This is a genomic window from Streptomyces sp. NPDC088553, assembly GCF_044752965.1.
GTDB lineage: Bacteria > Actinomycetota > Actinomycetes > Streptomycetales > Streptomycetaceae > Streptomyces.
The window spans coordinates 666,281-683,360 of the sequence record NZ_JBIVMG010000001.1; the positions used below are offsets into that span (position 1 = coordinate 666,281).

The window sequence follows — 17,080 nt, forward strand, 5'->3', positions numbered from 1 at the left end:
GGCCCCCCTTCCGGGCGTTCAGCAGGCCTCTGCCCCGACGATCCGTTCACATTCGCCTCGCATGCCCGCATGCCCCACGTATCACCGCACACCCCTGTGTTCCCTTGCCATCTCCCCCTGCGTCACCCACGGCGCACTGCTCGTGTGGGGCAGAAGCGGGTAGGAGGCAAGGGGGGGCTCTCACGAGGAGCGTTGATGTCGAACAACCGCACCACCGTCCAGGGCCGCGGCGGGCCCGTCCCCAGTGACCGCCGGTCCGCTCCGAGCGACCGCCGGCCGGTCGTTCACGCTCCCGAGCCCCCGGCCGAACTTCCGGAGATCGCCGATCCCCTCACGGTGAGCACCGCGGACGCCCGCTCGCTCTCGACCGCCCTGTTCGAGCGGCTGCGCTCGCTCGAAGAGGGCACGGCGGACTACTCGTACGTGCGCAACACCCTCGTCGAGCTGAACCTCAGCCTGGTCAAGTACGCCGCGACCCGCTTCCGCCGCTCCCACGAGACCTGGGAGGACATCGTCCAGGTCGGCACCGTCGGTCTGATCAAGGCGATCAACCGGTTCGACCCGGAGCGGGGCAACGAGTTCATGTCCTTCGCGCTGCCGACCGTGCTCGGTGAGATACGGCGGCATCTGCGGGACACCAGCTGGAGTGTGCACGTACCGCGCCGTCTGCAGGAGCTGCGCCTGAACCTGGCCAAGGCGAACGACGCGCTCGAACAGGAGCTGGGCCGACCGCCGACGGACGCCGAGCTCGGCGCCCACCTCCACATCACGGCGGCCGAACTGCGCGAGGGCCGGCTCGCCTCGAACGGGTTCACCAGCCGCTCGCTCGACGTGCCCGTGGACGACGAGGACGGTGGTCCCGGCCTGCTCGCGCGCTCCCTCGGCAGCGACGACGACGCCTTCGAGAGGATCGAGAACCTGGAGGCGCTCAAGCCGCTCATCGCCGACCTCTCCGCGCGCGACCGGACGATCCTGGCCCTGCGGTTCGGCGACGAACTGACCCAGGCGGAGATCGGCGAGCGCCTCGGCCTCTCGCAGATGCACGTGTCGCGTCTCCTCAGCGGCATCCTCGGCGAACTGCGTACGGCCCTGACGGCGGAGGAGCTCCCGGAGGCGCCCCACACGAACACGTCCCCGACCACGACGACCGTGCCCGCCCCGGACCGATCGGCCCGGTAGCGGCGCGGCGATGGCACCTCACGGGCCGCCATCCGGGGCCGCCCCGCCACGGCCGCCCGACGTTTCCCTTGGAAGCGGCGATGACGGACCACCCCGGCCGGATGCCGCCCGCGGTGCGTCCGGGGCAGGTGTCGGCGGCGCCGCGGAAGGTGGCGGTGACTGCGGTGCGACCGGTGGTCCGTTCGCCGGGAGCGGGGTGGCCACCTCCATCCAGAAGGACTTGCCCGTCTCCCCGGGAACGGCTCCCCACGCGCGCGTGAGCCGGTCGATCACTCGCAGGCCGTTGCCCCCGGGTTGCCCCGGTGCTCCTCGTGGCCGGAAGTCCGGAACCCGGCTGCTCCGGTCGCTCACCTCGATCCGCAGGTCCCCGGCCGTGCCGGTCGCCGCGGGGTCGGCGGGGGCGAGCCGGATCACCAGTTCCGTGGGGCCGCCGGCGTGCAGAGAGGCGTTCGTCACGGCTTCCGACACGACGAGGAGCACGTCCTCGATCGCGAGGTCCCGCTCCTCCTGGGTGAGCCCGGTGTCCTCCGGCGGTCCCGGCCAGTTCCAGTCGGTGAGCGCGACCCGGCAGAAGTCGCGGCACCGTGCGACCACCGACCTCCCGCTCCGCAGGACGAGCCGTCTGATCTGGCCCCTGGACCGGACCGGTTCACTCATCCGTGCCTCCACCGTGCCCGGTGTCGCGCCGTGTTCACGGGTGCTCCCTCTCGGCCAGGTCGGTGGGCAGCTCGTCGTACACCGTGAAGACCGCCACCACGCCGGTGACGTCGAAGACCCGGTCGACGGGCGGGCGCAGCGCGGCCAGTTCCAGGCTGCTGCCGGCCTCCAGCGCGTCCAGCCTCGCCGTCAAAAGCAGATTGAGTCCGGTCGAGTCGCAGAACGTCAGTCGTCCGCAGTCCACGACGACCCGTTCGGGGCGCCGGTCCAGGGCCTCCGTCAGCGCCGTGTGCAGTGGCTCCTGGGTGTCGCGGTCGAGCTCTCCCACCACCGTGACGACGGCCGTGGCACCGCTCCACCGGACCGCGGCCGTCAGTCGGGGGCCGGTGAGCCCGGCGTCACCCGACCCTCTCGCATCCCTTGGCATCCGGCACTCCGGTTCCCGTCGGCACAGAATTCCGAGCTGACGCCGACGATACGCCGAGCGTTCCCGGCACGGCGAGCGGAAGGCCTCCGGCCGCGTGGATCACTCACTTCGGTATGCCGTATGACTGCCCCGCTCTCGAACGGGTACTCGTGCGAAACGACGAAATGCCACGGCGGAACGGCTGCGGCGGGGCCGGGCAGGGAAGACGCGGCGTACGGCCTCCGCCCCGCGCGGGCCCCTCGAACCGGAAGGTGGGACGGATGACTGACCGAGAGACCGGACAGCGAGACGGGGGTGCCGAGCGTGGGCGCGACGAGACCACGGAAGAGCGCGCCGACCGGCAGTGGCAGGACCTCATGCAGGAGATACGGGTGGTCCAGACCGGGGTCCAGATCCTCCTCGGCTTCCTCCTGACGGTCGTCTTCACGCCCCGGTACGAGAGCCTCAGCTCGACCGACAAGGGGATCTACATCCTGACCGTGGTCCTCGGCTCACTGGCCACCGGCGCGCTGATCGGCCCGGTCTCCTTCCACCGCATCGTGGCAGGCCGGCGGCTCAAGCCCGAGACGGTCGCGTGGGCGTCCCGGCTGACCTTCACCGGGATACTGCTCCTGCTCGCCACCCTCACGAGCGCGCTCGTCCTCATCCTCCGCGTGGCCACCGACAACGCGATCGTTCCGTGGCTCCTGGCCGGAGTGCTGGCCTGGTACCTGCTGTGCTGGTTCGCCCTGCCGCTGTGGGTCCGCAGCCGGTACACCGCGAAGAGCGGGGAGTGAGGGGAGGGACGGCGGGTAGCCGCACCGGAGAACCCCTCAGCGCACGAGGAGAGGAGCACGCCATGCCCCGCGGATCCAGCCCCAAGCGGGAACGGCAGTACGAGCACATCAAGGAGAGCGCGGAGCAGCGCGGCGAGAGCGAGAAGCGCGCCGAGGAGATCGCCGCCCGCACCGTGAACAAGGAGCGGGCGCGGCACGGCGAGGCCAAGACGTCGAGCCGGCTGTCCCTGGAGGACATGTCGTCCGGCGAGCGCGGCGGCCGACGCTCCCACAGCGGCGCCCGGGGGCGCACGTACGACCAGCTCTACGAAGAGGCCAAGCGCCGGAACATCGACGGCCGTTCGAAGATGAACAAGGCGCAGCTGCAGCGCGCGCTCGGAGGCGACGGCTGATCAGGCGTCCGCCGAGCCGCCGACGGCCTCCGAGCCAGGGTCTTCCCCGGGCCGCCGCCCGTCAGGCGTCCTGGATGCGGCGGAACGGGCGGTCCGCCTCCAGTGCGTAGGCCACGTCGAGCAGTGTCCGTTCGCTGCCGGGGCGGCCCGAGAACATCACGCCGATGGGCAGGCCGTCCTCCGTCGCGCCGGTGGCGGGAACCGAGATCGACGGTGTACCGACGACGTTGTTGACCGGTGTGAAGGCGACGTACGCGAGGATCCGCTCGACCAGCGTCGCGTAGGGCACGGTCGGGCTGAGGTGACCGATCCGCGGTGTGGTGTGCGCGAGGACGGGAGTGAGGACGAGGTCGAGTCCGCGGAAGGCCGCCGCGTACGCCTCCCGCGTCCGCTTCAGCCTCCGCAGCACGCCCGGAGTGCGCCGCCAGCTCTTCAGGTACTCCTCGCGCAGCCCGCGGCTGAGGCCGTCCATCCGGTGCCGGTCGAAGTCCGGACCGAGGGTCCGGCCGGTGACGCCGAGGAGGAACGACAGCATGCCCCAGTACGTGAGGAAGTCGTCGGTGAAGCGGGGGTCGAGGCGCAGCTCGACCGGCTCCACGGTGTGGCCGAGCCGTTCGAGCGTCGCGACGGTGTCCAGGACGGCGGCCCGGGTCGCCGTGTCGGCGTGGACACCGTTCGGCGAGTCGACCAGGAACCCGATGCGCAGGCGCCGTTCGGAGGGCCCCTCGACCAGGCCGAGGGGCGGCAGCTTCGGGTTGCGCCAGTGGGTCTCGGCGGCGGCGAGGAACGCGGCGGTGTCCCGTACCGAACGGCTCACGATGCCGTCGGAGACGATGTCGAGGGGCAGTTGGCGGCTCTGGGCGTTCGTCACGACCCGGCCGCGGGTCGGCTTGAGACCGACGAGTCCGCAGCAGGCGGCGGGGATGCGGATCGATCCGCCGCCGTCGTTGGCGTGGGCGATCGGCACCGCCCCGGCGGCGACGAGCGCCGCGCTGCCGCCCGACGAACCGCCCGCCGAATAGCCGGTGTTCCACGGGTTGCGGACCGGTTCGGCGGTCTCGTACTCCGTGGCGGGGCTGAATCCGAACTCGGGCAGCCGGGTCTTGCCGAGGACCGTGACGCCGCTGCTCAGGAGCTGCCGGGCGAAGGGCGCGTGGCGCCGGGCGACGCGCGGGGTGAAGGCCGCGCTGCCGTGACCGGTGGGCAGGCCTCGGTAGTCGGTGTTGTCCTTGACGAAGGTCGGCACTCCGGCGAAGGCGCCGTGGCCCCGCCCGGTGGCGTACGAGGGGGCGTCGAGGTGGACCTGGACGGCGTGGAGCCGGTCCTCGACGTCCCGTACGCGCTCGGCCGCGTCCCGTGCGACCTCGGCGGCGCTGACCTCGCCCCGCCGTATCGCCGCGGCGAGCCCGACGGCGTCGTGCTCGCCCAGTGCGTCGTCCCGGAAGGCGTGCACCGTGGCCTGTTCCTCGAAAGTCGTCACCGCTACCTCAGCCCCCGGCCGTGTGGATGGTTGGCCGCCAGCATGCCCTACCAACCAGTAACACGCGAGTGGTCGGGCGCGGTGACACCGGAGCGGTCGGGCGATGAGGAGTGACGGTCGGGCGACGGAGAGCCGCGGCCGGGGCGATTCGGAGCCGATCGAGGCGCTCCGTCGGCACGCCGCCAGAGGGCCACGGAGGAGAAAAAGAGAAAGGCAAGGAGCTGAAACTTCTCCTCGCCACTCTCAATGTATAGCGCACAGGGGGCCTTGCGGCAAGGCCCCCGTCGTGGTGCAGAATCTCCAGCCGTAGCCAGTGACCTGCGGAAACGACACGTTCGCAAGATCAACGCGCTCGCGGGGCGCAGGGATCCCGCGACCGGCGGCTGGCTGGATGCAACTATCGAAACGGGGCGGTTCTCATGTTTGACGTGATCGTTGTGGGCAGTGGTCCGACCGGCTTGATGCTGGCCGGCGAGCTGCGGCTGCACGGCGTCCACGTGCTCGTACTGGACAAGGAGGCGGAGCCGACCCGGCAGTCGCGCGCCCAGGGTCTGCACGTACGCAGCATCGAGGTGATGGCCCAGCGCGGTCTGCTGGAGCGGTTCCTCGAACTCGGGAACCAGGTCGCGGTCGGCGGCTTCTTCGCGGGTCTCGCCAAGACGTGGCCCGAGCGCCTGGACACGGCCCACTCGTATGTGCTCGCCATTCCGCAGCAGGTCACCGAGCGCCTGCTGACCGAGCACGCGACCGAGGGCGGCGCCGAGATCCGCCGCGGCTGCGAGGTGGTCGGCCTGAGCCAGGACGAGGACGGCGTGACCGTCGAACTGGCCGACGGCGAGGAGCTCCGCGCGCGGTACGTCGTCGGCTGCGACGGCGGGCGCAGCGCCGTGCGCAAGCTGCTCGGCGTCGCGTTCCCCGGCGAGCCCTCCCGGGTGGAGACGCTGCTGGGCGAGATGGAACTGACCGTCGGCCAGGAGGAGCTGACCGCGGTGATGACCGAGGTCCGCAAGACCCAGCAGCGGTTCGGCGCCATGCCCCTGGGGGACGGGGTCTTCCGGGTCGTCGTGCCGGCCGAGGGCGTGGCCGAGGACCGCTCGACCGCTCCGACCCTCGACGAGTTCAAGGAGCAGCTGCGGGCCACCGCCGGGACGGACTTCGGCGCGCACTCGCCGCGTTGGCTGTCGCGCTTCGGCGACGCGACCCGGCAGGCCGAGCGGTACCGGGTCGGCCGGGTGTTCCTCGCGGGCGACGCGGCGCACATCCACCCGCCGACCGGCGGGCAGGGGCTCAACCTCGGCATCCAGGACGCGTTCAACCTGGGCTGGAAGCTGGCCGCCGCGGTCGCCGGCTGGGCACCCGAGGGACTTCTCGACAGCTACCACGCCGAGCGGCACCCGGTGGCCACGGACGTCCTGGACAACACCCGCGCGCAGATCCAGCTGATGTCGACCGAGCCGGGCGCGCAGGCGGTGCGCCGACTGCTCGCGGAACTCGTGGAGTTCGAGAACGTCAACCGGTACCTCATCGAGAAGATCACGGCGATCTCGGTGCGCTACGACTTCGGCGAGGGAAGCGAACTGCTCGGGAAGCGGCTGCGCGACCTGGAGCTGAAGCACGGGCGTCTCTACGAGCGGACGCACGAGGGCCGCGGCCTGCTCCTCGACCAGACCGGCCGGCTCTCGGTCGAGGGCTGGGCGGACCGGGTCGACCATGTCGTCGAGGTGAGCGAGGAACTGGACGTGCCCGCCGTCCTGTTGCGGCCGGACGGCCATGTGGCCTGGGTCGGCGAGGACCAGCAGGAGCTGCTCGCACACCTGCCGACGTGGTTCGGCGCGGCCACCGGCTGATCCCGTGACGCGATAGCGATCCGGCGCCCGGCGCAGCCCCGGCCCGGGGTGGGCCGGGCCTCGGGCCGGGCCGGGCCGGGCGTCCGAACTCCCTTGCGTACAGGTCGGTGCAGAATGGTGGCATGACCATGGAGATCACCCCCGTACGGGTGCTGCGCGCCGGCGACACGCCGGAGTCGGCCGTGCCGCCCGTCGCCGACGCAACGGTGGCGCTCTGGCTGCTGCCCATGGCGGAGGACCCCGGTGCGCCCGCCCTCCTGGACGCCGAGGAACGCCGTCGGTGGAAGGCCCTGATACGGGCGGACCACCGGGCGCGGTACCTCGCCGCGCACGGGGGGCTTCGGCGTCTGCTCGGGCACTACCTGGGGATCCGGGCGGACGAGGTGGTGTTCGTCAGGGAGGACTGCCCCGTCTGCGGAGGACCGCACGGCCGGCCCGCGGTGCGGGACGCCGGGTTCCACTTCTCGCTCTCGCACAGCGGGGACCTGGCGCTGGTCGGAATCGCCGCGACACCCGTGGGCGTGGACGTCGAGGCGCACCCGGAGGCCGAGGTGTCGGCCCTCGTGGCGGACAGCCTGCACCCGCGGGAGCGGGAGGAGTTCGCGAGGCTGCCCGCGGAGGAGCGGCCGGCCGCGTTCGCGCGCTGCTGGGCGCGCAAGGAGGCGTACCTCAAGGGCACGGGGGAAGGTCTCGCCGGGGGCCTCGACCGTACGTACACGGGCATGGGCGCCGAGCCGGCCACGGTACCGGGCTGGTCGCTCGCCGACGTACGGGTCGCGCCGTCGTACGCGGCCGCGGTGGCGGTCTCGGTCCCCCTCGCGCGGCAGTAGGGCGGCCACGGCACCGCCACCGGCGTGGCGTCGCGCTTGACCTTGACACGATGACAAGGTCTTGACTGCCGGGCAAGGAGGTGGTCCCGATGACCATGACGACCCACGACGAGAACACGACGCGCGCCCTCCAGGGCCTGGAGGACGGCCGCTCGTCGGTACGGCTGCGGGCGGCGCTGGCGGTCGGTACGGCACCGGACCCGCGGTTCGTCGACAAGCTCGTCGAGCGGTGCGCGATCGAGCCCGAGTTCTACGTGCGCGAGATGCTCACGTGGGCACTCACCCGGCACGCGCCGTCCCTCACGCTCCCGGGGCTGCTCGGCGAGGTCCGCTCGGAGCGGGCGCAGGCACGGAGTCAGGCCTTGCACACGCTGTCCAAGATCGGGGACCGGCGGGCGTGGCCGGCGATCACGCGGGAGCTGCTGTCCGACGCCGACGACGAGGTGGCGCGGAGCGCGTGGCGGGCGGCGGTCGTGCTGGTGCCCGAGGAGGAGCGGGCCGAGCTGGCGGAGGTGCTGGCGACACAACTCGGGCGGGGCGGGCGGGAGACGCAGTTGAGCCTCAGCAGGGCGCTGATCGCCCTCGGCGAGGTGATCCTGCCGACGCTCGCCGCCGCGACGGCGCAGGGCGCTCCCGGCCCGCGCCGGCACGCGATCGCCACGGAACGACTGCTGCACGACCCGGATGCCGGATTCGAGTTCGCGATCGAGGAGGCGAAGCGTGTCGTCGCCCTCGGAACGCCCAGCCAGGAGGGGCAGTGACGCATGCTGACCGGTGAGGTGCCACGACGTTCCGGGGGCGGCGCATGCTGATCGGCGAGGTGGCACGACGGTCCGGGGTCAGCGCCCGGATGCTCCGGCACTACGAGTCGCTGGGCCTGGTGCGGCCGACGGGCCGTACCGGGTCCGGCTACCGGGAGTACTCCGGCGAGGACATCCGGCGGATCTTCCACATCGAGAGCCTGCGGTCCCTGGGTCTTTCGCTGCGCGAGGTGGCGAGCGCGCTGGATGATCCCGGTTTCGCGCCGGCGGAGCTCGTCGAGGACCTCATCCGCGGGACGCGGGAACGCATCGCGGCCGAGACGGCGCTGCTCACCCGGCTCCGCCGGATCGGTGCCGCGGAACCCGCGGGCTGGGAGGAGGTCCTCCGGATCGTGGCGCTTCTCCACGCGCTGGGATCGGAGAGCGCGGGCAAGCGGCAGCGGGCGGCGCTGTCCTCGGCCGAGGAGGTCCCCGTACCGATGGAGGCGCTGGTCGAGGCGGCCTTGAGCGAGACGGACCCGATCGTCGCCGGGGCCCTGCGTTGGGCGGTGGCGCGGTCGGGCGACGACGGCCCGATCGCCCTCCTGGAGGAGGGCCTGCGCTCACCGGCGGCCGAGGTCCGGGAACGTGCCGTGCGGGCCGTCGCCGAGATCACGAGCGACGAGGCGACGGCGCTCCTGCGCGAGGCGCTCGCGGACACCGACACCGCGGTCCGCCGGCACGCGGCGCTCGCGCTGGGGGCGCGCGGCGTGGCCGAGGCGGTCCCGACGCTCCTCGACATGGTCGTGGCGGAGACGAACGACGTCGACGCGGCGGACGCGCTGAGCGGCCTGGCGGGTCGCCCGGAGTGGGCGGACCGGATCGCCACCGGCCTCGTCGCCCGCCTGGCGCACGACACGGTCGACTCGTCGGCGCGCCGCCGGCTGACGCAGGCCCTGGCGGACATCCCGGGGAACACGGCGTCACGCGCCCTGGAGACGCTGTCGCGCGACGAGGACCACGCGGTGGCGCTGACGGCGACGTACGTCCTGACGCTGCGGGAGACGCGGCAGGGGCCGTCCGGTTCGTGAGGGCTCCGTGGTGGAGCGGCAGGACGGTTCCTAGGCGTGCGCTCGGCAGAAGGAGCGAACCGCTGCCGTGAAGGCCTCCGGCGCCTCCAGGTTGCTCATGTGGCCCACGGCGGGGATCACCACGAGCTCGGCGTGCGGGATCGCGTCCTGGAAGGCGTAGGCGACGTCCAGCGGGGAGCGGGCGTCCTCCTCGCCCCACAGCAGCAGGGTCGGCACCGTGATCCGGGGCAGCAGGTCCGTCTCGTCGGCCTCGGCCATCAGGGACAGCTGCGCGGCCATGCTCTCCGGACGGACCTCCCGGCTCATGGCGTCCAGCATCACCGTGAAGCGCTCCGGCGGACCGGCGGCGAAGAGCCCCGGCAGCGTCGGGTCGAACTCCTCCCGGGGTGCCGCGAGCATCCGCCGGGCCCCCTCGACCCGCGCCGTGACCTCCTCCGGCGGCAGCGAGCCCTTCCAGCCGGCGTACGTGTCCACCATCAGCAGCGACCGCACCAGGTCCGGCCGCCACCGGTACAGCTCCAGGACCACCGTCCCGCCCCAGGACAGCCCCGCGACCTGCGCCGGCCCGAGCCCCACGTCCTCGACCACGGCGGCGAGGGCGCGCGCGAAGTCCTCGAGCCCGAAGCCCTCCGGCAGGGCGCCGGACCGCCCGGCCCCCGGCTCGTCCCAGGCCACCACCGTGAACTCGTCCGCGAGCGCCTCGACCTGCGGCTGCCACATCCGCCCGTCGCTCCCGGCCCCGTGAGCGAGCACCAGAAGGGGCCCGCGCCCTGTCCGCGTGTAGGCCACGTCGACGCCACCGACCCGCACCACTGCCATGCCTCCAGGCTAGGGGGTGTCACGTGGGGGCGCCCGGGACCACGAAGGTCTGTCAGAGGCGTGTGTCAGAGTCTGCGCATGCTCGAGATCGTGGTGAAGACGGAGAACTGGGAGCGGCACGTCCGTGTGTCCGCCGAGGAGCTGGCCGGGCTCGTCCGGCGCATCGGCGAGGAAGGGGACCGGTTCCTGGTGGTCCAGCGGATTCCGGACCTGCCTGACGCCTTCGCCCAGGTCTGGCACGAGACCGGTGGTGACTACACGCTGGAGCACCGGGACGGTGCCGCGACCCGCCACTTCCAGGTGACGACCGACGGACCCGAGGCCGTGATCGCGGCGCTGGCCGGCTGGGCGCGCCAGGACCCCGGCTGGGACACGGGGCTCGACTGGTCGCTGCTGGACATGGGCCCGGCACGCGAGGTGCCGCCGCTCGACCTCGACGGCGGCGAGGGCGAGGAACTGGAGCGGCGCGTCCGGGAGGTGCTGACGGGCGGCTACGCCTCCCGCGCCGAACTGACCGAGATCGCGGAGAACCACCTGGTCACCGAGGGCCGCCGGCCCGTCTCGCGCGAGCAGGCGGAGGCGCTGGTCGACCGGATGTGGCTGGAGCGGGTCGAGGAGCAGTCGGGCTGGCGGGGCGAGACGGACCCCGAGCGCCTGACCCGAGCGTTCGAGGCTCTGCGGGGGGCCGGCGTCACGGCCCGCGAGAACTTCGCCTGCTGCCGCACCTGTGGCGAGTCGGAGATCGGCGCCGCGGGCGAGCCCGACGCCCGCGGCTTCGTCTACTTCCACACCCAGTGCACGGACTCGGCCGCGGCGGGCCAGGGACTGATGCTCCTGTACGGCGGCTTCGACGGCTCGCCGGAGACGACGACGGCCATCGGCCGCGAGGTCGTGGCCGCCCTCGAAGCGACCGGCCTCACCACCGAGTGGGAGGGGACCCCCGACCGGGCCATCACCCTCACCCCTCTCGACTGGCGCCGCAGACTGGTCGGTTAGTCCGTGGGACAGGGGCGATCAGCCGAACAGCGGCGATGCCTCGCGGATGGTCGCGCTGTGTGATCACTGCGAAGCGGTCGTGCCGGGGCACGGCCGTCTCTGATCAGCCGGCGCTCGGTCCCGTCTCGTCGTGTGTCGTCCAGGGCCACCGTGCCCGCAGGCCGGATTCGATGAGGGGGATCATGCGGAAGGCCGCGTCCGTCAGGCCGCCGAAGGTGTGGCGGTGGGGGCCCGTGGGGGCGTGGGCGGGGTGGTAGCCCGCGAGGTTCCAGGTGTAGACCGGGATCTCCGGCGGGACCGGTTCGCTCGGGCCTCCGGGGTGGTACGGCGCGGCCTGTTCGTCGGTGACGATCACGACGCGGTCGTGGTCCCGGTAGCGGTCCCGCAGGGCCTTCGTGGTGTGGGTGCCGCCGAGGCGATGGAAGCGTTCCTGCACGTCGAGCACCGGTTCCCCCGGTGTGAACGGGACCTCCTTGGTGGACCAGCCGAACTCCACCAGGTCCGCCTGTTCGGCCCGCAGGGCCAGCGCGCTGCCGAAGACGGCCGCCGCCTCCGCCCGGGTCAGTTTCGATCGTTCCGAGACGGTGTCCCAGAACATGGAGTCCGACCGGTCCACCAGGATCAGCGTCCGGCCGGGCAGCGCCGGTACGTTGGCCAGGGAGTGGCCCAGTGCCTGTTCCAGCGCGGCCGCCCAGTGCTGCTTCGGCGCGTGCTTGCGCGCGGACAGATAACGCATGGGGAACTGCCGGGACCTGGCGACCTCGTCGGCGTCCGAGATCCTGGCCGCGACCCTGCCCGCCGCCCCGTCCGAGACATTCGCGGCGTCGAAGTTCCGCAGGTTCCGCAGCAGCGCCATCGGACCCATCGCGGGGATCATGGCCTCCCACACGGCCGCGTCCAGTGGCCCGTGGAGCCAGCCCGCCAGGACCTCCCACGTCATGCCGGCCGCGGCCAGCCGCTCGCTGCCGTCCGGTCCGGTCACCACGGCCCGCCGCTCGTCCACGGGCAGTTCCATGAGGGCCCGGTGCGCCGTCAGCACGGTGTCGGAGGCCGGCGGGAGCGCCGTCTCCGGGTGGTGGCGGCGGTCCAGGGCGTACCGGAAGAGCGCGCCCTGCCACGGCTTGTCGGGGTCGGGGGAAGCGTGCACCAGGTTGAGCACGTCACCGAAGCGGAACCCGTGGGACGCGGTGTCGTACTTCAGCAGGGACCGCGACGAGTACAGCCTGCGTACGGCGTCGGCGACGCCCCGCTTCACGGGTTGCGGCACGTTACGCCCGTACACCGAGGTCCAGTGGGCGAGCAACTCCCCCGGCTCGTCGGCCCGTTGGAGAACCGCGTCGATCACGGAACGGTTGGACGGGCCGTCGGAGGCCTTCGCGTCGAGCCGGGCCCGTACGTACGCGGCGGCGCCCACGAGGGACGCCGTCCGCATGTTGCCCTCGCCGCGCAGCCAGCGCAGCAGGCCGGCCGTCCACGCGGGGTCCTCGACGGCGAGCCGGCCGACGAGCCGGACGTACCGTTCGTCGCGCTCGGTGCCGCTCTCGTAGAAGGTCCGCTGGGCGACGAAGTTGGCGACGGCCAGCAGGAAGAGCTCGTCACGGGGTTCCCGGACGAATGCCGGACCGCCCTCGTACGTGTGGAACGGCTGCGGGGTGGGCGCGTAGCGGACCCGCTGTGGTTGGGGCATCGCGCGGGCGGCCGCCGAGACGTGCGGGGCCACGAGCATCTCGGTCCAGACTTTCGAGACGCGTCGGGTGTAGCGAGGCAGTGAATCCCCCCGGATCCAGAGGAAAGGAACGGACGGCCCCGGGAAAGGTGCACCGGGGCCGAGGCGGCCGCGCCCACCGAGATCAGAGGTGGCGGCGGCGTCACTTGGTTTTCGGAAGAAGTAGCCGCAGCCGAGCGCACCGGAGGCGCGGTCGCGGGACCAACGTATGCGGGCCGGCCCGCTGCGCACCACCGATTTACGCCCCGCTCTTCTCCACGTCCTTCACGAACACGACGCCGTCGACGCCGGCCAGGTGTGCCGGGTCGAGCGGCGCGTACCCGAACCACGGGGAGACGCGCCGCGCGGGCAGGGAGTCGCCGAGGGTGGCGGCCAGACCTCGGGCGTCGATCACCGCGCACTCGTCCGGGCCCGCGTACAGGAGCCCTTCGACCGTGTCCCGCGGCGGGGCGTCCACGCCCTGGTGCCGGATCGTGCCGAGTGCCGTCGCCAGGAAGGCGTACTGGTCCCCCAGCCGGGCGCTGACGATCGCGCCCGCGCTCCACCACTCGACCGGCAGGCCGCCCATCCGCATGCTGCTCTTGTTCCGCTGGAGATGGCCGTTGTGGGCGTGGACCAGGACCGGGGCCCGGTCGACGCGGGCGGCGGAACCGACGGCCCCGACAGCGGCGGACTCGGCGTCGGCGCCCGCGACAGCGAGGAGGTTGTCGGCCATCATCCGGTCCCGCAGGCTCACCAGCCGCGTCATGCGGCTCGGCGAGGTGTCGGCCATCCAGTAGTGGTAGCGGAGCAGGCCGGTGGCCGTGCGGCCGTACAGGCGTGCCCGGTCCCAGTCGTCCCGCGTGCTCGTCGCGATCAGGTGCGGCCTCTGCGCGTCGAGCAGCGCCACCAGGTCGTCGGTGAGCAGGCGCAGCTCCGTGGCATCGGCCGACCGCCCCACGGACCGGGACGGGTCCATCATCGCGGCGGGATCCGTCCACCGGTCGTCGCGGCCGAGCAGGCGGTCGAGCGTCTCCACGGCGCAGGTGGCGTCGAGGAGGTCCCTGTCCACCCGGGTGGAGAGGTAGCCGTGGAGTGCGGTGAGGGCCGCCCGGGGGCTCTCGGCGCCGGTGATCTCCAGCGGGCCGTCGAAGCCCGCGAAGCGGAGCCGGTCGGCGGCCGGGCGGCCGTCGTTGAAGGCGCGCATCCAGCGGACGAGCTCGCGGTTGGCGGCCGAGGCGCCCCAACCGTGGCTGAATCCCTGCTCCATGACCTCGTCGAGGGTGCCGGCGCCCGTGGTGATGTGGTCGTCCACGAGCAGACCCCTCATGCAGTCGCTCTCGATCGTGATCGTCCGGTAGCCCTCCTGCTCGACGAGCTGCCGGAACAGTGCGTTGCGCACGTCGAGCAGGGCGTCCTCGCCGTGCGTGGGCTCGCCCAGGGCGAGCAGCCGCGGCCTGCCCCGGAGCAGACCCATGACAGCGGCGGCGTCGACGGCATGGGTGACGTCCTTGATGTCGGTAGCCATGCCTTCAACGGTATCGTTGAACACTCGGTTGAGACTTTTGCGCGATATCGGCGGGACCATGGGACGAAACCTTCAAAGCACCGGACAACTCCGGCCCGTCGACCTGGCGCGCGAGCACGGCCTGTCCACGCAGGCGATCCGGAATTACGAGGAGGCCGGCGCGCTTCCGTCCGCCGCCCGCTCGGCCTCCGGATACCGCGGCTACACCTCGCTGCACGCGGCCGCGCTCCGCGCCTTTCTCGCCCTGCTGCCCGGCCACGGCCACCGGACGGCGACGGCGATCATGCGCGCGGTGAACGAGGGCACGGCCGAGGAGGCCTTCCGTCTCATCGACGAGAGCCACGCCCTGCTCCTCGACGACCGCCGGACCCTCCGGGCCGTGGAGAACGCCCTCCGCGACCTGGAGCCCGCCGCCACCGCGACCGAACCCGGCGGCACGCCCGGCGCGCCGGGTGTCACGTTCATCGGCCCCCTCGCGGAGCGGCTCGGCATCCGGCCCGCCACCCTGCGCGCCTGGGAGCGCGCCGGGCTGGTGCGCCCGCGCCGCGATCCGCTCACCGGGTACCGCGTCTACGACGCGGCCGACGTACGGGACGCCCGCCTGGTCCACCAACTCCGGCGTGGCGGCTATCTGTTGGAGCAGATCGCGCCGCTGATCGCCCAGGTGCGGGCGGCCGGTGGCCTCGCGCCGCTGGAGGCCGCGCTCGGTGACTGGCGCGACCGGCTGTCCGCGCGCGGCCGGGCGATGCTGGCCGGGGCCGCCGCGCTTGAGGCGTACCTGCGTGAGCGGGAGCGCGCCTGAGACGTCGGCCGCGGGGAACAGGGACCAGGGGCGACGGTCTCACTCGGGCCCCGGGCCCGGCCCGTCGCCGCCACCCGCCACGTAACGGCGCAGCCCCGCGACCGACACCTCTTCCAGGCTCTCCGCGAAGATCCGTCCCGGTCCTGCCGGCACGGGCAGCATGGACGGGACGACGAGGACCGTGCAGCCCGCCGCGTCGGCCGAGGCCGCTCCGTCCGGGGAGTCCTCGACGGCGACGCACGCCGCGTCCGGTACGCCGAACCGGCGGGCGGCCGCGCGGTACGGGTCGGGGTGCGGCTTCGTCCGTACGGTGTCGTCGGCCGAGAGGGTGAACGCGAAGGGGACGTGCGCGAGCGCGCCCCCGATCACCGAGTCCACCACGGACCGCGGCGAGGCGCTCACGAGGGCGAACGGCACGCTCTCCGCGACGAGTTCGGCCAGGAGCCGGCCCGCGCCGGGGCGCAGCGGCGCACCCCGGTCGACCCGTTCCTGGAAGGCGGCGGTCAGTGCCGTCGCCACGCCGTCCGCGTCCGGGTTTCCCGTCACGCGGACGAGGTGGGCGGCGGTGTCCTCGACGGCGCGTCCGACGACCTCGGGGGCGTCCGCGTCCGTCAGCCGGTGGCCGATCCGTGCGGCGATCTCCGCCGTGGCCTCCCACCAGAGGACCTCGGTGTCGACCAGGGTGCCGTCCATGTCGAAGAGGACGGCGGCGAGTTCGGTCACCGCTCCGCCCTCGGCGCGACGAGCGCGGGGTGCGGGGCGAGGCCGAGGGTGACGCGCGCGCCGGGGGTGAGCCCGGTCGCCTCCCGGGAGGAGAGGTCCGCCTTGACGCGCGTACCGGCGTGGTCGAGGTGGACGCGGGTGACGGAGCCGAGGAAGGAGGTGGAGACGACGGTCGTGTCGCCGTCGGCGGTCTCGGTCACGGTGACGTTCTCGGGGCGGACCAGGACGTCGACCTCGCGGAGCTTCGGGGCCTCGCCGTCGACGGGCAGGCGGGTGCCCGCCACCTCGACCTCGCCGGAGTCGGTGAGGACGCCCGGGAGCCGGTTCATGGTGCCGACGAACTCGGCGACGAAGGGGGTCGCAGGGCGGCGGTAGAGCTCGGCCGGGGCGGCGCACTGCTCCAGCTTTCCGGCGTTGAGGACGGCGACGCGGTCCGCCATGGACAGCGCCTCCTCCTGGTCGTGGGTGACGAAGACCGTGGTGATGCCGAGGGACAGCTGGAGGCGGCGGATCTCCTCCCGCAGGCTGAGCCGGACCTTGGCGTCGAGCGCGGACAGCGGCTCGTCGAGGAGCAGGACGCGGGGCCGCAGGGCGAGCGCCCGGGCGAGTGCCACGCGCTGCTGCTGGCCGCCCGACATCTGGTGCGGGTAGCGGTCGCCGTGCTGGGGCAGGCCGACGAGGTCGAGGAGTTCGGCGGCCCTGGCGCGCCGTTCGGCCGCCTTGACCTTCCGTACGCGCAGGCCGAAGGCGACGTTGTCGGCGGCCGTGAGGTTGGGGAAGAGGCTGTACGACTGGAAGACCATGCCCGCGTCGCGGCGGTTGGCCGGGACCTGGGTGATGTCGGCGCCGTCGACGAGGACTTCGCCCGCGTCGGGCCGTTCGAAGCCGGCGAGGACGCGGAGCGCGGTGGTCTTCCCGCAGCCCGACGGGCCGAGCAGGGCGAGGAGTTCGCCGGGTTCGACGGTCAGGTCGAGTCCGTCGAGGGCGGTGGTGGTTCCGAACGTGCGGCGCAGGCCCCGGAATTCGACGCGCGCCCCGCCGACCGCGACCGGCTCGGTCCGCTCCGCTGTTGCTGTGGACGAGGACAT

Annotated in this window: 17 protein-coding genes; 9 read left to right on the plus strand and 8 right to left on the minus strand. The window is 73.0% G+C overall.

Features of this window, described 5'->3' with window-relative positions:
- Positions 1-195: 195 nt before the first annotated feature.
- Complete coding sequence (locus ACIP8Z_RS03035; RefSeq protein ID WP_402077948.1) at positions 196-1,179, plus strand: SigB/SigF/SigG family RNA polymerase sigma factor; 984 nt, start codon at positions 196-198, stop codon at positions 1,177-1,179.
- A gap of 18 nt (positions 1,180-1,197) precedes the next feature.
- Here ACIP8Z_RS03035 and ACIP8Z_RS03040 read toward each other — a convergent pair whose 3' ends face one another.
- Both ACIP8Z_RS03040 and ACIP8Z_RS03045 read right to left on the minus strand, forming a co-directional pair.
- Positions 1,198-1,836 carry an ATP-binding protein gene (locus ACIP8Z_RS03040; protein WP_402077950.1) on the minus strand — a complete coding sequence of 213 codons (639 nt, stop codon included), beginning with the start codon at positions 1,834-1,836 and terminating at the stop codon, positions 1,198-1,200.
- A 34-nt stretch (positions 1,837-1,870) separates the two neighbouring features.
- Positions 1,871-2,263, minus strand: a complete 393-nt coding sequence (locus ACIP8Z_RS03045; protein WP_402077953.1) for an STAS domain-containing protein — start codon at positions 2,261-2,263, stop codon at positions 1,871-1,873.
- 260 nt (positions 2,264-2,523) lie between these two features.
- Here ACIP8Z_RS03045 and ACIP8Z_RS03050 point away from each other — a divergent pair, with 260 nt between their 5' ends.
- Together ACIP8Z_RS03050 and ACIP8Z_RS03055 are read left to right on the plus strand one after the other, a co-directional pair.
- On the plus strand, positions 2,524-3,039 hold the full coding sequence (locus ACIP8Z_RS03050) for a DUF6328 family protein (protein ID WP_402077956.1): 516 nt from the start codon (positions 2,524-2,526) through the stop codon (positions 3,037-3,039).
- Positions 3,040-3,101: 62 nt separating this feature from the next.
- Positions 3,102-3,431, plus strand: coding sequence for a plasmid stabilization protein (locus ACIP8Z_RS03055; RefSeq protein ID WP_402077958.1), 330 nt, complete (start codon positions 3,102-3,104; stop codon positions 3,429-3,431).
- 61 nt (positions 3,432-3,492) lie between these two features.
- On the opposite strand, the gene ACIP8Z_RS03060 is transcribed toward ACIP8Z_RS03055, so the two are convergent.
- On the minus strand, positions 3,493-4,911 hold the full coding sequence (locus ACIP8Z_RS03060) for an amidase (protein ID WP_402077961.1): 1,419 nt from the start codon (positions 4,909-4,911) through the stop codon (positions 3,493-3,495).
- A 419-nt stretch (positions 4,912-5,330) separates the two neighbouring features.
- Between ACIP8Z_RS03060 and rox the strand changes: the two genes are divergently transcribed.
- The 4 genes from rox to ACIP8Z_RS03080 all read left to right on the plus strand — a co-directional run bounded on the left by rox (position 5,331) and on the right by ACIP8Z_RS03080 (position 9,419).
- The gene (gene rox, locus ACIP8Z_RS03065) at positions 5,331-6,758 is read left to right on the plus strand and encodes a rifampin monooxygenase (protein WP_402077963.1); all 1,428 of its coding nucleotides are present in this window, start codon (positions 5,331-5,333) and stop codon (positions 6,756-6,758) included.
- A 122-nt stretch (positions 6,759-6,880) separates the two neighbouring features.
- Positions 6,881-7,588 carry a 4'-phosphopantetheinyl transferase family protein gene (locus ACIP8Z_RS03070; protein ID WP_402077965.1) on the plus strand — a complete coding sequence of 236 codons (708 nt, stop codon included), beginning with the start codon at positions 6,881-6,883 and terminating at the stop codon, positions 7,586-7,588.
- A gap of 89 nt (positions 7,589-7,677) precedes the next feature.
- Complete coding sequence (locus tag ACIP8Z_RS03075) at positions 7,678-8,349, plus strand: HEAT repeat domain-containing protein (protein WP_402077968.1); 672 nt, start codon at positions 7,678-7,680, stop codon at positions 8,347-8,349.
- 44 nt (positions 8,350-8,393) lie between these two features.
- Positions 8,394-9,419, plus strand: coding sequence for a MerR family transcriptional regulator (locus tag ACIP8Z_RS03080; protein ID WP_402077970.1), 1,026 nt, complete (start codon positions 8,394-8,396; stop codon positions 9,417-9,419).
- Between the two features lie 30 nt (positions 9,420-9,449).
- Here ACIP8Z_RS03080 and ACIP8Z_RS03085 read toward each other — a convergent pair whose 3' ends face one another.
- Positions 9,450-10,238, minus strand: coding sequence for an alpha/beta fold hydrolase (locus ACIP8Z_RS03085; protein ID WP_402077972.1), 789 nt, complete (start codon positions 10,236-10,238; stop codon positions 9,450-9,452).
- A 78-nt stretch (positions 10,239-10,316) separates the two neighbouring features.
- On the opposite strand from ACIP8Z_RS03085, the gene ACIP8Z_RS03090 reads away from it, so the two are divergent.
- On the plus strand, positions 10,317-11,234 hold the full coding sequence (locus tag ACIP8Z_RS03090) for a DUF6891 domain-containing protein (protein WP_402077974.1): 918 nt from the start codon (positions 10,317-10,319) through the stop codon (positions 11,232-11,234).
- A 103-nt stretch (positions 11,235-11,337) separates the two neighbouring features.
- Here the strand turns inward: ACIP8Z_RS03090 and ACIP8Z_RS03095 are convergent, their stop codons facing one another.
- Positions 11,338-12,960 (minus strand): TROVE domain-containing protein, encoded by a 1,623-nt coding sequence (locus tag ACIP8Z_RS03095; RefSeq protein WP_402077977.1) that lies wholly within the window; start codon positions 12,958-12,960, stop codon positions 11,338-11,340.
- 238 nt (positions 12,961-13,198) lie between these two features.
- Entirely contained in the window at positions 13,199-14,467 is a 1,269-nt protein-coding gene (locus ACIP8Z_RS03100) for an erythromycin esterase family protein (RefSeq protein WP_402077980.1), read from the minus strand.
- 58 nt (positions 14,468-14,525) lie between these two features.
- Here ACIP8Z_RS03100 and ACIP8Z_RS03105 point away from each other — a divergent pair, with 58 nt between their 5' ends.
- The gene (locus ACIP8Z_RS03105; RefSeq protein ID WP_402077982.1) at positions 14,526-15,269 is read left to right on the plus strand and encodes a TioE family transcriptional regulator; all 744 of its coding nucleotides are present in this window, start codon (positions 14,526-14,528) and stop codon (positions 15,267-15,269) included.
- Between the two features lie 39 nt (positions 15,270-15,308).
- Here ACIP8Z_RS03105 and ACIP8Z_RS03110 read toward each other — a convergent pair whose 3' ends face one another.
- Entirely contained in the window at positions 15,309-15,992 is a 684-nt protein-coding gene (locus tag ACIP8Z_RS03110) for an HAD family hydrolase (protein ID WP_402077985.1), read from the minus strand.
- Entirely contained in the window at positions 15,989-17,080 is a 1,092-nt protein-coding gene (locus ACIP8Z_RS03115) for an ABC transporter ATP-binding protein (protein ID WP_402077988.1), read from the minus strand. The genes ACIP8Z_RS03110 and ACIP8Z_RS03115 overlap by 4 nt, the downstream gene beginning before the upstream one ends.